At 60.6% G+C, this 14,038-nt stretch carries 11 protein-coding genes and 1 pseudogene; 5 read left to right on the top strand and 7 right to left on the bottom strand.

Annotation, left to right across the window (positions count from 1 at the left end):
* Nucleotides 1-73: 73 nt before the first annotated feature.
* Nucleotides 74-532, bottom strand: coding sequence for an Lrp/AsnC family transcriptional regulator (locus HAP48_RS05020; protein WP_029084424.1), 459 nt, complete (start codon nucleotides 530-532; stop codon nucleotides 74-76).
* Between the two features lie 138 nt (nucleotides 533-670).
* Here HAP48_RS05020 and HAP48_RS05015 point away from each other — a divergent pair, with 138 nt between their 5' ends.
* The 4 genes from HAP48_RS05015 (at nucleotide 671) to HAP48_RS05000 (ending at nucleotide 6,879) form a co-directional block, all read left to right on the top strand.
* Nucleotides 671-1,522 carry an aspartate/glutamate racemase family protein gene (locus HAP48_RS05015; protein WP_084518697.1) on the top strand — a complete coding sequence of 284 codons (852 nt, stop codon included), beginning with the start codon at nucleotides 671-673 and terminating at the stop codon, nucleotides 1,520-1,522.
* Nucleotides 1,523-2,707: 1,185 nt separating this feature from the next.
* Nucleotides 2,708-3,997, top strand: a complete 1,290-nt coding sequence (locus HAP48_RS05010; RefSeq protein WP_166214519.1) for a glycoside hydrolase family 28 protein — start codon at nucleotides 2,708-2,710, stop codon at nucleotides 3,995-3,997.
* 121 nt (nucleotides 3,998-4,118) lie between these two features.
* Entirely contained in the window at nucleotides 4,119-5,462 is a 1,344-nt protein-coding gene (locus HAP48_RS05005; protein ID WP_166205074.1) for an IS1380 family transposase, read from the top strand.
* Between the two features lie 430 nt (nucleotides 5,463-5,892).
* Nucleotides 5,893-6,879, top strand: coding sequence for a pectinesterase family protein (locus HAP48_RS05000; RefSeq protein ID WP_051346694.1), 987 nt, complete (start codon nucleotides 5,893-5,895; stop codon nucleotides 6,877-6,879).
* 443 nt (nucleotides 6,880-7,322) lie between these two features.
* On the opposite strand, the gene HAP48_RS04995 is transcribed toward HAP48_RS05000, so the two are convergent.
* Nucleotides 7,323-8,732 carry an integrase catalytic domain-containing protein gene (locus HAP48_RS04995; RefSeq protein ID WP_166209478.1) on the bottom strand — a complete coding sequence of 470 codons (1,410 nt, stop codon included), beginning with the start codon at nucleotides 8,730-8,732 and terminating at the stop codon, nucleotides 7,323-7,325.
* 449 nt (nucleotides 8,733-9,181) lie between these two features.
* Nucleotides 9,182-9,523 (bottom strand): annotated as a pseudogene (locus HAP48_RS04990) (ATP-binding protein); the annotation flags it as partial.
* A gap of 130 nt (nucleotides 9,524-9,653) precedes the next feature.
* On the opposite strand from HAP48_RS04990, the gene HAP48_RS04985 reads away from it, so the two are divergent.
* On the top strand, nucleotides 9,654-10,091 hold the full coding sequence (locus tag HAP48_RS04985) for a hypothetical protein (RefSeq protein ID WP_166202962.1): 438 nt from the start codon (nucleotides 9,654-9,656) through the stop codon (nucleotides 10,089-10,091).
* On the opposite strand, the gene tnpC is transcribed toward HAP48_RS04985, so the two are convergent.
* The 4 genes from tnpC to HAP48_RS04965 form a co-directional block, all read right to left on the bottom strand.
* Nucleotides 10,092-11,675: an IS66 family transposase gene (gene tnpC, locus HAP48_RS04980; RefSeq protein WP_166215215.1), complete on the bottom strand. Its 1,584-nt coding sequence runs from the start codon at nucleotides 11,673-11,675 to the stop codon at nucleotides 10,092-10,094. It abuts the gene before it with no gap.
* A 99-nt stretch (nucleotides 11,676-11,774) separates the two neighbouring features.
* Nucleotides 11,775-12,125 (bottom strand): IS66 family insertion sequence element accessory protein TnpB, encoded by a 351-nt coding sequence (gene tnpB / locus HAP48_RS04975; RefSeq protein ID WP_166202960.1) that lies wholly within the window; start codon nucleotides 12,123-12,125, stop codon nucleotides 11,775-11,777.
* Nucleotides 12,122-12,523, bottom strand: coding sequence for an IS66-like element accessory protein TnpA (tnpA, locus tag HAP48_RS49900; RefSeq protein WP_166202958.1), 402 nt, complete (start codon nucleotides 12,521-12,523; stop codon nucleotides 12,122-12,124). Before tnpA ends, tnpB begins: the two co-directional genes overlap by 4 nt.
* A gap of 122 nt (nucleotides 12,524-12,645) precedes the next feature.
* A complete protein-coding gene (locus HAP48_RS04965) occupies nucleotides 12,646-13,992 on the bottom strand; it encodes a TM0106 family RecB-like putative nuclease (RefSeq protein ID WP_166214520.1) in 1,347 nt (448 codons plus the stop codon).
* Nucleotides 13,993-14,038: the final 46 nt, after the last annotated feature.

Raw genomic sequence — 14,038 nt, 5'->3', positions numbered from 1 at the left:
ATAGCTGCGGTATCGCAATGAATGGATTTTCTGAATCGATTTCACTGCCAAGGGTGGGCCGTTGCGCGGCACCCTAAACATAGCTCAATGGTACAGCAGTGGTGAACTTCAGATCCTCCATACTGATGAATGAGCTGACGTCAGCGAAGTCGAGCCGGGTGATCAGCTGTTTATAAACCTCATCGTAAACATCTACGCTCGGCACGACGAGGCGCAGCAAATAGTCGATCTCGCCCGTTAGGCGATAGGCTTCAACGATCTCTGGAATGTCGGCGATAGTGCGGCGGAAGTCCTCTACCCAGCCGATCGAATGATGTGAGGTGCGTACACCCACGAACACCGTCATGGGCAGATTGGCCTTGCGGCGATCCACCAGTGCGACGCGCCGACTGATCAAGCCGCTGTCTTCCATGCTCTTGATGCGACGCCAGCAGGCGGACACCGATAGATTGGTCGATTTGGCAAGCTCTGTGACCGGAATCGATGCATCCGCTTGCAAGCGGTCCAAAATCTTTCGATCGCGATCGTCCAAGAGGCATGTCCTTTCAGCCGGCTTCGGGGGCGGGCGCAAATAGTTTTTGCGTTGGAGAAATAAGGAGTTTGATTTGCGCTTACCAGCGATATCGAGCGAAACAATGCCGAGATTTGCTGCATACGGCACGTTAAGCTCATGTGGCGTTCGGTTGAAGTGGAGAACACCAAAGTGGAGCAGACGATCGGACTCATCGGGGGGATGAGTTGGGAGAGCACAGCCATTTACTACAAGGAAATCAACGAAATCGTGCGCCGGCGACGCGGCGGCCTGGCATCCGCCGACATCTTGCTGCGTTCGGTGAATTTTGAGGATATCAACGCCCTGCAGAGAGCGGGAGACTGGGAACAAGCCGCCAAACGTTTGGCGAAGATCGCTCGACAGCTGGTGGATGGTGGTGCTGGATGCATCCTCATCTGCACCAATACGATGCATCTGATTGCCGACACGGTCGCGGAGAACCTAGGCGTGCCGCTCATCCACATCATCGATGTGACCGGAGCAGCTCTCGTCACAGCGAGCATCAAGCGGCCGCTGTTGCTGGCCACGCTCTACACAATGGAGCAGCCGTTCTATTGTGACCGACTGCGTGAGCGGTTCGATCTTTCGCCGATCGTGCCCGACGAGAAGGATCGAAGCCGGATCCACAATGTTATTTTCAATGAGCTTTGCTGCGGTGTCATTTCGGATCAGTCACGTCAGGCCTTTATTGAAATCATCGCGCGCGGTCGCGCAAGAGGCGCCGATGCGGTCATCCTCGGCTGCACCGAGATCGGCCTGCTGATCGGGCCGGAGCATACACAGCTGTCGCTGTTCGATTCGGCCAAGCTGCACGCCAAGGCGGCAGCTGACTTCGCCGACGGCAAGCCGCCTGCCGGCGCCGTTTCAGTTGAGCCGCACAGAGGCTGTCCCACGATGACAGCTGATCGAGCGCCACGATATTCCCTCAGCTCTCATTTGCAAAGCTGCGCCGAGGTGGAAGAGCATTGATTCGAGATCTGCGCACTCGATGGTGTGTGCTTGGTCAGTCCGCCCAGACCACTTGTGGTATGAGCCATTTCAGCCCAGTGATCGAAGACGTCGGTTGTCCGAAGCCCGACAGTCAGACGTCGGTATCCAGACAGCGCGCCGAGAGGTGCCGCGATTCGTCAAAACGGCCGTCGGCGTCACTGGCACGTCGGTTGCTCGATGTGCCGAGCATCCGCTGCGGCGACTATTGCGATCTCGCGGCACCTGATCTGTAAGTCAGATGAAGCTTGCTCGTTCATTTCAAGTGGTCAGCGAGCTGCATCGGAGACGCAGCCTCGCCTGGCAAGCTCTCTATCTTCCGGTGGGGCTTCGGTCCTGCGCCGAGGATAAGATTGACTCTGTGCGGTATCGACGAATGGCGATCCTAAACGTGCTTCGCACAATTCGAACAACTTGCTGTGAACAGTTCCTCAAGTCGTTCTGGCAAAGGTCCACCTTCTGCCGGAGATCAACAGTCCAAGGCTTTGAGGATTGTAGTCATCTGCAGAACGGAGACCGTACGTAAATGACCATTGAGCCGATCGAGGATAATTGGCGGCTTGAAGAGGAATCGAGGCGACGAGACGAGCCCAAAGTCAAGCTCCTTCGCGCGCGATCGGATGTGGCCAGGTACCAAGCAGAATTGACAGAGCTCGAGCAAGCGCTGAAGCGTGAAGACGGCTCATCGATCTGCTCTGGGACACTTCAGCGCACGTGCGCAGGAGGTCGGAGAGCGTAACGTGCGACCACGTCAATTGGAGCCTGTCTCGGATCCCGCTAACCTCCGAGCGGATGCTGGGGGCAGCGTCCGACCGAGCGACAGCTGGAAGTAGGCTGCCAACCGGGTCTTCGCAACAGGGGCTTGGCTTGGTGCAATGGCTGAGCGGTGTAGAGCGCAAGAATTCGCGCACAAGTGCAAGTGGCGAGAAGCCAAGCCGCGAACGCTCACGCGCGTGACAAGTGTTGGGATCAGCCGTTTTGACCGGCTCATCTTTGTTCGCTCACAAGCAAGGCGCTGTCGCCGGGTTGCAAGGTTCACGCCTCCTCTGCGTCTTATAAATGTCATCTTGCCCAGGCCAGTGAGCCGCGCTACGGCCGATCCAGCCAGCGCTCAGCTTCACACAAAGCATGCTGCAAGGATGCGGGCGGCAAAGCTCGAGGTAGTCGATGACAAAGCGTTTCCGCGACTGGGCCTTATTGTCCTTCGTTGCTTTCATGGTTTTCTGCCCTATGGCCAAGGCGCAGGACCGCCGCATTGTTGCCGAACCTGTTGCACCTCACACGGTCTGCGACCGCCCGGTGCCGTCTGGCACAAACGATACGGCCAGGTTGCAAGACGCCATCGACCATTGCCCCGCCGGCGCGGCGGTCTATCTGGGCCGCGGCCAGTACTTCTCGGGCCCGCTCGGGATGAAATCAGGCGTCACCTTATGGATCGGACGTGGCGCCACGCTTGTCGCCATGGCCGAACCAGCTCTCTATGACAAAGGCCGGCGCCATTGTGGACGGATCGCAGGCAAGGGCGATGGTTGCCGTCCGTTCATCAGCTTTTCCAAGACGCGTGGCGGCGGCATCTATGGCGACGGCACCATCGATGGCCAGGGTGGAGCAGCCATGGCCGGCAGCACCGAAACTTGGTGGCAGTTGGCCCGCCGCGCCCAGACTGAGAGCGGCAATCAGAACGCCCCGCGTTTGATCCAGATCGATCAGGCGCAGGACATCACGTTCTATGGTGTCACGCTACGCAATGCGCCCAATTTCCACGTCGTGATGAACAGGGTCGAAGGTGCCACCTTTTGGGGGCTCACGATCGATGCGCCGGCCGAGGCCCGCAACACCGACGGCATCGACCCTGGCGCCAGCCAGGATGTGACCATCACCCGCAGCTTTATCCGCACTGGAGACGATAACGTGGCCATCAAAGCCGGCGACAATGGCCCAAGCCGTCATATCTCCATCGTCGACAATTACTTCGGCTGGGGACATGGAATGTCGATCGGCAGCGAAGTGAACTCCGGCGCCAGCGACATATTGGTGCGAGACCTGACGCTGGATGGCACGACATTCGGCCTGCGCATCAAGAGCGATGTCAGTCGAGGCGGCTTGGTGGAGCGAGTGACATATGAGAACGTGTGTCTGCGCGGCAACCGATGGCCGATCGCCTTCGATACAAAGTACAATCCACACGCACAAGGCTTCAGCATTCCAGTCTATCGCCGGATCGCTCTGCGCCATGTGCGCGGCGACAACGGTACGCTGCTGATGCGCGGTGTAGACGGCAAGCATGCACTTGACGTGACGCTGGAGGATGTTCGGTTTGCCGAGTCTGCGACTTGGCGGCTGGAAAACGCCAATGTAACCGCCGATCATTCTGCAGTGTCGCCGCCGCTGCCCGGCCGGGCTGGAGAGAGGGGGCCGGGCGGGTGGGAGCAATGCGCAAAGGCCTTCCGGAACTAGCCCGTCTTATTCGCGAGAGGGCGCCTGAGAGGCTGGCGAGCGTGGTGTAAAGCGCTGATGCGGCGTAGGATTCGGTTGCAAAGCCAACCCCATCACCTCAACCGCGAACGCCAGGCCCGCCATGACCGATGATACGATTCTGCCCTTCTCGTTTCCAGCCGTTCACGCCAAGAAAGTCACAGCTGCCTTCGATGGCGGTCGGCTGACCTCGAACGGGGGCGTGATGCTTCTGGCGATGGCCGAGCGGCGTCTCGGCTTGGCCGACAATTTGGCCCGGGTGTTCCCGGATCGGCGCGATCCGACGCGGGTCGTGCACAGCCTTGTCGATATGTTCCGCGCGCGCATGTTCGCGATCTGCTGCGGCTACGAGGACGCCGACGACCTCGATCATCTGCGGTCCGATCCCGCATTCAAGCTGGCCTGCGGACGGCTGCCGGACACGGGTCGCGATCTGTGTTCCCAACCGACGCTGTCGCGGCTGGAGAATGCTCCGCGCCTGCGCGACGTGATCCGACTGACCTACACTTTGGTCGACGCATGGATGGATAGCTACCCGCGCGAGCCGGCATCCGTCACGCTCGACATCGATGATACCTGCGATGTCGTCCACGGCCATCAGCAGCTCTCGCTGTTCAACGCTCATTATGACGAACGCTGCTTCCTGCCGATCCACGTCTACGACACGGAGAAGAGCCGGCCCGTGGCGGTCGTGCTGCGGCCCGGCAAGACGCCGGGCGGGGTCGAGGTGCGTGCCCATCTGCGCCGCCTGATACGGCATATCCGGACGCGGTGGCACAACACGCGAATTACGTTCCGTGGCGACGGGCACTATGCCCGGCCGGAGGCAATGGCGTGGTGCGAGACCAACGGCATCGACTACATCTTCGGTCTGTCCGGCACCAAGCCGCTCGCCAGAAAAGTCGACGAGGTCGCCGACGATATCCGCACCCGACGCGCCATCGAGAACCTAGCTGTTCTGCGCGGCTATACCGAGACGCGCCACAAGGCAAAGTCCTGGGATCGCGAACGGCGCACCGTCGCCCGTATTGAGGCGACGATGCTCGGCCTCGACATCCGCTTCGTCGTCACCAGCCTCGATGTCGGCTCGGCCGAGTGGATCTACGACAGCCTGTATTGCGCGCGCGGCCAAGCCGAGAATCTGATCAAGCTGCATAAGACGCAGCTCGCCTCCGATCGCACCAGTTGCCGTTCGGCGCTCGCCAACCAGGTCCGTCTCGTTCTCCACACCGCCGCTTATTGGTTGATGCTGACCGTGCGCGGCGCCATTCCCAAAGTCCGGGAATTGGCCACTGCCGAGTTCGCGACGCTGCGTCTTCGTCTCTTGAAAATCGCAGCCCGGGTCGTCGAAACCGCGAGCCGCATTCGCCTTGCGTTCGCCGCGGCATGCCCCGAAGCCGACCTCTTCCGCAGCTTGCCCGGCGCGCTGCTCCCGCTCGGCCCGTAACCGACCGGGCCTGCGCCCGCTCACCCGCCCCACTCCTCCAACGCGTACAAAACAGCTTGATGTAGAACCCGGTGACAAAAGGCCGGACGGTCACCCACGCCAGCCGCCAGCCCCCGTCAGACGTCAAGAACGACCGTGCTCTCGTGAATAGATCGGGCTAGTTAATGCGTAACCACAACAACTTCGTGTCCGGCGGGTCAGGTTTCGTGTCAATGCGGTTGAGATTGAGTGGCGTTGCGCCCCGGGTCGTTTCATGGCGCTCACGTCCCTGCCAAGCTTTCCGAGAAGACTTGTCGCGGTCAGCCGCTCTGGAAATCGCGCGCAAGTTCCCGGCGGCATACTCGCTGCGTTGGCAAGGTTCGGCTGCTGTTGCGCTGCGGCAGTTTGTATCGATCATCGAGCGCGCAGCGGATCGGATGGAGAAGGTCATATGCGAATGATCGCGCTATCCGCTGCGGCTCTCGCGGAATGTTGCTCTGTCTCGGCAGCCGATACTCAGTTGCTTTTTGTGTCGCACGCCGGAGAGACGGCCTATCACTCCGTGCAGGCAGCCATTGACGCACTGCCACCGCAAGGCGGGGATATCCAGATCGCGCCTGGCATCTATCGCGAAAAGGTCAAAGTCCTCAAACCTGGTGTTCATCTCAAAGGTACCGGCAAAAAGCCGGATGATACGATCATCGTGTACGGCGATGGCGCAATCAACGTGGGAGGGACAGCCCGTTCTGCGACGCTCAACGCCTCGGGCGATGACTTCCGGCTCGACAATCTGACGGTCCAAAACGACTATTCCCTCAAGGGGGACAATCCAGCTTCGCAGGCCGTGGCGCTATCGGTGACCGGCGACCGGGACGCAATCATCCATGTTCGCCTGCTTGGCGCCCAGGATACATTGTTCGCCGGTAAGGGCCCTAACGGTCGAATGTCGCGGCAGTACTTCTCTGATTGCTACATCGAGGGGCATGTCGACTTCGTTTTTGGCAATGCGAAGGCCTATTTCAGGCGCTGTGAGTTGCACGGCATCGCAAATCAAGCGGTTTTGTATACGGCGCAGAGCAAAGGAGCACCGGGCGAGGACAGTGCCTTTGTGTTCGATCAGTGCAGGCTGACTGCCGAGCCTGGTGCGCGCTATGTTGCGCTTGGCCGCGCTTGGCGCCCCTATGCCACAGTGATCTTCCTGTCGACGAAGATCGATGCGCCGGTCATTGCGGAAGGCTGGCGCGAATGGGCCCCCGGCAAGACGGATACGTTCAGGACGGCCTACTATGCCGAATACAAATCCTCCAGCATCGGGGCCAATCCCGCAGGCCGCGAGCCTCATTCTCATCAATTGACTGACAGCGAAGCCGCGAAATGGTCGCTGAAAGCGTTCTTCGGGGGCGCGATAGATTGGCTGTCCAGCGAACCTTCAAGATAAAAATTAGACGAACGCTCGGGAAGTGGAGGGTTTTCAAACCCTTTGACCCGAGCCTCGTTGCGCTCGGGCGGCTCGTCCACAGCAACTCGCATTCGGGCAGGGGCGGCCATCGTAGCGCGCCAGATTCTTGTTGCCTCCTTTAGAAGAAAAGCAAAGCGATCGACATTGCCGGCTGCGAATTCTTAATTCTTGTCAGCTTTTCGAAAGCTGGATCCCGTATTCTCCAGAATCCAACGACCGCTGAACGGCTGCCGCTTGCGGCCTTGTAAGGCGTGCGGATTGCGCAAGCCCTGTACCATCGCAAGGAGAGCAGGATGGATCCAACCGACCCCTTCTTCAATTCGGGCGCTTGAATCGAGGAGTACGCCGCGCAACAGGCGCGAGCAGGCAACGTGTCAATCGGCGTTCAAATTTGACCCCTCGTATTGCCTCAGGAAGTAATGTTACCCGGGATGAAGGTCTACGAACTGCCCCAGACCGGTCTCGAGCCGCGGCCAGCTCGGTGGAGAGGCTGTGGGCGGGGCGGAGTGCTCATCACACGCAGCGCCGTCCACAGCCTCGGGCCGTATTTCATCCACGGGCATGGATACGATGGCTGTCTCCGCCACCTTCCGCCGGAGGGACCGAAGCAGGCGCTGAACGATCGAATGCTGCTTGTCGCTGAACATCGAGGGATCGATCGTGGCGAGCCTGCCCACGATGGCCAGTGCAGTGAGCTGTGGCTCGACGGCGAGCCAGTTCTCGATGATCGCGAGATGGGGATCGAGCTTCGAGGGCATGCGAATACGCGTTTTGTATCGCTGTTTCGGCCGGCGGTGCGTGGCCCGCACTTCGGCGGTTTTTGCCGCCGTGCCGAGCGATCGGGCAAACGAGAGCGGATCAGCCGGCGATACGGTGGGAACCTTCGCAAGACCGCGCTTGCCGATCCGTTCGCCGAGCTCTTCCTGCGCCGTGCGGATCGTGGCAAGCAATTGTATGGGATCGAGAGTCCGATACGTGTGGCGCAGACGGCGCTTGACCGCTGATGGGAGTTTCGGGTGCCCCAGTGCACGTTCGTATGGTGTGGCAGGCGGATGATAGCGTTTGATGATCTTGGCACCCTCGCGGCGCTTCTCTTTGAGCTTGAATGACGGCTGGAAGAAGTTCACCAGCAGGCGCGCCGCCGCGTAGAGACGTGCCATCACGCGGGCCGTCTCGACCCCGTCGAAGCGCCCGTATCCGACGAGCCGCCGGACCACCGCACCGTTCTTCTGCTCCACGAAAGCCTGATCGTTCTTTTTGTAGGCACGTGACCGCGTTACCTCGATCTTCTGTGCTCGGCACCATGGAACGACGACGTCGTTCATGAACGCGCTGTCGTTATCGAAGTCGGCGCCACAGATCACCCACGGGAACAGGCCCTGCGCTCGCTTCATCGCTTCCACGACGAGGCTGCCATCGCGTGTCACCAGGGGCAGGCATTCCGTCCATCCTGTTGCGATGTCCACCATGGTCAAAGTCTGGATAAACGAGCCGGCGACGCTGGTCCCACCGTGCGCGACCATGTCGATCTCGCAAAAGCCTGGCGGCGGGTTTGCCCAGTCATTGAAAGTGCGGATCGGCACCTCGCGTCGAATCGCCGAGTAGAATCCGACTCGCCGCCGGCGCCCCCCAGCAGCCGCAATTTTAACGTCGATCAACATCCGATCGATCGTCGCCGCGCTCAGAGTTGTCAGCAGCGCACGCTCTGCGCTCGTTGGCTTCAGCCGGCCATGCCGCTCGAGTGCGGGCAACAGCACTGGGATCATCGATACGAGGCGCTTACCGCAGACGCGATCGGAGGCTTCCCACAGCGCGATCAGCGCGTCGCGCACGCTGGCGTATTTGCGTCGCCGACTTGTCGCTGGTTCGGTTGGGCTCGTTGCCCCTTCGTCCAGTGGTGGCCTGGGCCTGTCCCTTCCGGCAACCGACAGTGCTCGCACCGCGTGCTTGCGGTGCCAACCCGTCGTCGCTGTCAACTCGTCAAGGATCCGTCCCTTCTCAACTCGTCCAGCCGCACGGTAGCGCCTCGCCACCACGGCCAACACCTCGCGCCTTGCGCCCATGCTGATCCCGCTCGCCATTGGCGCCACCGACCTGATTCGGTAACGCCGCCCCAGTCATCAGCGGAATTGTTCGGTAACATTTTCGATGAGGCAATGCGCCCCTCATCGGCGTCCAATTTTGACCCCTTTGCGCGGCGGGCTTTGCTGGTAGCGCTCGTCTCGTCGGAGCTGGCCGGGATAGCGGAGGCGAGACGAGCGCGGGTGGCGTGATCGTCGTCTCGGCTCTTGAACCGCCAGCTATCGTTGCCGGTCTCGACAATGTCGCAGTGATGGGTCAACCGGTCGAGCAGCGCGGTGGTCATTTTGGCGTCGCCGAACACGCTCGGCCATTCGCCGAAGGCGAGATTGGTGGTCACGATGACAGAGGCGCGCTCATAGAGCCGGCTGACGAGGTGGAAGAGAAGCTGGCCACCGGACTGGGCGAAGGGCAAATAGCCGAGTTCATCCAGCACGATGAAGTCCATCCGGGTCAGATGCTCGGCGAGCCGTCCTTGCCGTCCGTTGCGGGTCTCGGTCTCGAGGCGATTGACGAGGTCGACTACGTTGAAGAAGCGTGAGCGTCACGAGAGGATCACGGGTGCCTGGGCTTGACTTGCGCGGAATGCTCTGGATAGCGCGGTCGGGATGATTGACGCCGCCGGCGCGCGGTGATGGGTTGATCCCGGTTCGGAGCGGGCAACGGGGATCAGAATGACCAGCGAGTCGCAGCTGCGCGAGAAGCTTCGGAAGATCGAGGCGTTGTTCGTGGGGGCCGGAACTGCTGGTGAGCGCCTTGCAGCGGAAGCCGCGCTGCAGCGGGTGCGGGCCCGGGTCGAGGAACTTGCTCGCCACGATCCACCGATCGAACAGCAATTCTCACTTCCCGACCAGTGGTCTCGGCACCTGTTTCTGGCGCTTTGCCGCCGATATGGGCTGCGGCCGTTTCGTTATCGCCGACAGCGACGTAACACGGTGATGGTCCGTGCGTCACGGGGCTTCGTTGATCGAGTCCTGCTGCCCGAGTTCACCGAGCTGGAGGGTGCGCTGCAAGTGTATCTGCACGAGGTAACGCTGCGCGTGATCCGCGAAGAGATCTACGACGACGCCAGCGATGCGCAGGAAGTTCCCGACGCCGTGCCGTCGAACTGATCAAGCGGCGAGCTTTGGCTCCGAACCATCGCGCTCGGCTTTCCAATTCCACGGCAGCAGCGTGTTCAGCTGATTGATCTTGGTACGTCCGGAGACGATGCGCTCGAGAACATCAGTAAAATAGTGCCGTGGGTCGATGTCGTGAAGCTTTGCGGAGTTGATGAGTGATGCGAGAGTGGCCCAGGTTTCGGCGCCGCCCTCACTGCCTGCGAACAGATAGTTTTTCTTTCCCAGCCCGATCGGCTTGATGCTGCGTTCGACCGTATTGCTGTCGATCTCGATGCGCCCATCATCGATGAATCGCGTCAGGCCATCCCAATGGTTGAGGGTGTAGCGGATCGCCTTGCCAAGGCCGGATTTCTTCGAGACTTCCAGCAGTCGCGCCTCGAGCCAGGGCTTGAAGTCCTCGATCAGCGGTCTGGTGTCGGATTGTCGCACCGCAGCTCGCTGCGTCGCCGGCAAACCGCGAATGCGATCCTCAATGGCGTAGAACATCGCGATCCGCTGCAGCGCTTCCGCGGCAATCGGCGATTTCGTCGCGATGTGGACGTCCCAGAACTTCCGCCGCGCATGCGCGAAGCAGAACGCCAGTTGTACCAGACGGCCGCCGTTTTTAATCAGCCCCTTGTACCCGGCGTAGCCGTCGACCTGCAGGATGCCGTCGTAGTCTCCAAACAGCTGCCTGGCGCGGATTGCCTTGCGATCCTCGGCGAACACGTAGACTACTGCCGGCGGCGCCGGGCCGCCCCACGGGCGGTCGTCGGTGGCGATCGCCCAGAACTGGCAGACTTTGGTTCTGCCACGGCCGGGATCGAGAACTGGCAGCGGCGTCTCGTCGGCAAACAGCCGCGGGTAGGACATCACTGCGCGGCGCAACAGCGCGTGAAGCGGCTTCAGCCACCAGGCGACGCGGCCCATCCACGAGGCCAGCGTTTGCCGGTCGAGCGTGATGCCTTGGGCGGCAAACATCTGTTCCTGGCGATACAGCGGCAGCTGGTAGCCGTATTTCATCACCGCGACGTGGGCCAGCAAGGCTTCCGTCACCATTCCACCGTCGATCGCCTGGGCCGGCGCGGGTGCCTGCAGAACACCCTGGCGGCATCCCCGGCAGCCGTACCGTGGACGCATGATGCGCTTGACCCGGTACTGCATCGGAATGACGTCGAAGGCTTCCTTGACGGTCTCCCCGATCTTGTGCAGCTGCTCGCCGCAGCAAGGGCAGATGTGGCTCTCGATATCGATCACGACATCGATGCGCGGCAAATGCTCCGGAAGCTTCCCCCGGTTGCGTCGCGCCGGTCGCTTTCCACGGCCCTCCGCTCCGTCAGGCAGCCTGCCTCCGGTCACGTCGTCGTTGGCGGCGGCACGAACCGCCTGTGCCCTGATGGTGAAGAGAGACAGCTGTCCGATATCCAGTGTCTCGGAGCGCGGACCGAAGATCGTGCGCTTGTACTGGGACAGGATCATCAGGAGCTTGTCGTTCTCCTGGATCGCAGCGTCGCGTTGGGCGATCGCTGCATCACGCTCGGTCGCCAGCGTGCTGCATTCCTCCGACAACGCCGCAAGCCGTGACGATAGCGTCATCACGGCTTGTCGGAGCAATGCTGGATCGGAAGGCAAATCACTCATGCAGAGCGATTCTACAACAACTCCGCATGAGTGACGAACGACTCTTGATAATGATCAACCAGCTCGCATCGGCTGATCCACAACTCGCATCGGCACACGCTTCCAGTCCGAGCCATCGAGCAGCACCGAGAGCTGAGCATGAGATAGCGACATGACGCCTTCCTTGATCGGCGGCCAGGTGAACTGCCCCTCGATTCTTTTGTAGTAAAGGACAAGGCCGCTTCCATCCCAAGTCAGGATCTTCACGCGATCTCGGCGCTTGGAGCGGAAGACATAAAGTCCGCCGTCGAACGGATCGGCTCCAAAGGCCTCGCTCACCAGCATCGCCAGCGAGTCCATGCCGCGGCGGAAATCGACCGGCTGCGTCGCAATCCAGATCGACAACCCAGCTCGAAGCCCGATCATCGACCAACCGTCCCGACCGCCGCCAGCACCTCGCACAGTGCCTCCCGGTCGACTGTCCCCCTGACACGGATGCGAATCGCGCCGACCTCGATCTCGATCGCCGCCTGCTCCTCACTCGGGCGCCCACAGCCGGTGATCGCGACCGGCACAAAGCCAGGTGGCATGCCTCTGTCCCCGCGCTCCGCGACCTGCGCCCGCGTAGCCTGGCGACGCCAGAGAAACAACAGGCTTGGACTGATGTCGTGTCGCCGCGCCACTGCGGACACGCTTGCACCCGGCGCAAAACTCTCCGCAACAATCGCCGCCTTCGCATCGGTCGACCAGCGCCGACGTCGGCCCGTCCCGGTGATGATCTCGACACGCTGCAGCGTGTCGGCGCCGTGTTCGAGGATAGGCATATGCCTATCCTTATCGCTATCCTTACGACTATCCTTTGACATTGTGACCTCGCGACAAACCATTCCGCGAGATCTTCCTAGCCGACCAGATCAACCCTCAGCGCGTGGTCTCCGCATGACGCTCACAGCGCCTCGCAGTCTTCGAGATTGTATTGGATCAGCTTGACTTTCCATGAAGCATCCCCGGTCTTTTCCCAGTTCTTGCGCCAGACGACGCTCTCGGTGCCCGAAGCGTCCGGCTCGGTCCAGCGGCAGCCGAGGCATCCCGCTGTTTCCTTGAGGCCGTTCGAGTAAGTCGGAAAATAGAAGTGCGGGTAGATGATTGTGAGTACATTCGTAAGCGCAGCTAAAATAGCATCAACGGGCTTCTTACGCCGGGCTTGACGTCGCATGCGCGCGATAGCGGTTCGCTCGTAATTGCCGTAGGAATAAAGGCGCGGTGCGTCATACTGCGCAACAGTGTCGAGAAACCGCGTGAACATGTCGGCTTCCCCTTTCTCATCATCCGCCCAGAACGAGTAGTGCTCGACGCGCTCGCCTTCGCAAACAACGAGCCCGATCAAATAAATGAAGCCAACTTCAGGATCGCCTTCCATATCAACATAGATGCGCACTCTCGCTTCTGGAATTGTGGGTGCGCCCAGCACATAGATTGTTCGGTCGCGAATGGCTAGCGCGTGCAATGCATGGTCTCGCCGGGTAAGTGGGATATCGGCGCGTTTGCCACAGCGCCGAGGCCGAAAGGTATGTGCGAGCTGGGTTAGCGTGAGAATGTCCTTGCGGGCGTATCGTTTGATCGCGTTTTCGCCGATTCCGCGCAGAAGGCTTAGATTGTCCTCCCGGATGGCTTGGTCACGGCAACGATCGCGGAACAAGCAGATACGGCAATGGTCATTCAGCAGCAGCTTCGGTGGGGCTTCGGCGCGCTGCAAGCGCTCGGCCTCTTTGAGGATATTTTCCGCCCTCGTCAGGCTCGATCCGAACCGAATGCTCGTCCTCGCGCTGTTTTGCCCGAGATAAACGGTTCCGCCATTAGGAAGCGTCTTCTGAATTTTGGCGAGAAGAACTGCGCGCGTGGCGAGTTGCTGGCGATCGAGAGCGCGAACCCGCGGCGCCGCGCAGAACAACACCGGCTCATACCGATAGGCTCCGAGTGCCGAAGGTCCATCGATCTTGCGAAGGGCATCAAAGTGGACAGCATAGCGATCGTCCTCCAGAAGACCTCCAAGAATAAGCGACGCTCTCTTGCTAAGACTCGCCGCCGACAATTTAAGGTTAGTCGCTATCTCGGCTTCGCCGTATTCGCGTTGGATCTTTTCTATTATCCTAGGTTCCTGATTGACTCGCTGTTCGATCAGGAGCTTCTCGTACCCGGATTGGGTCCCCTGCTCACCACGCAGTTGATAGTATGCCTTCAACCGGCAGTGCTGTAGCGCATCGACGACATCGCCAGTGATCTTGGAGGGCATCGTAAACCTCCTTTGCCACCTGCAAACCTAGGATGCTTATTGCGCG

The sequence above is a fragment of the Bradyrhizobium septentrionale genome, assembly GCF_011516645.4.
GTDB classification, from domain to species: domain Bacteria; phylum Pseudomonadota; class Alphaproteobacteria; order Rhizobiales; family Xanthobacteraceae; genus Bradyrhizobium; species Bradyrhizobium septentrionale.
The sequence above is the reverse complement of the archived record's forward strand: the minus strand, read 5'-3'. Positions and strand labels throughout refer to the sequence as shown.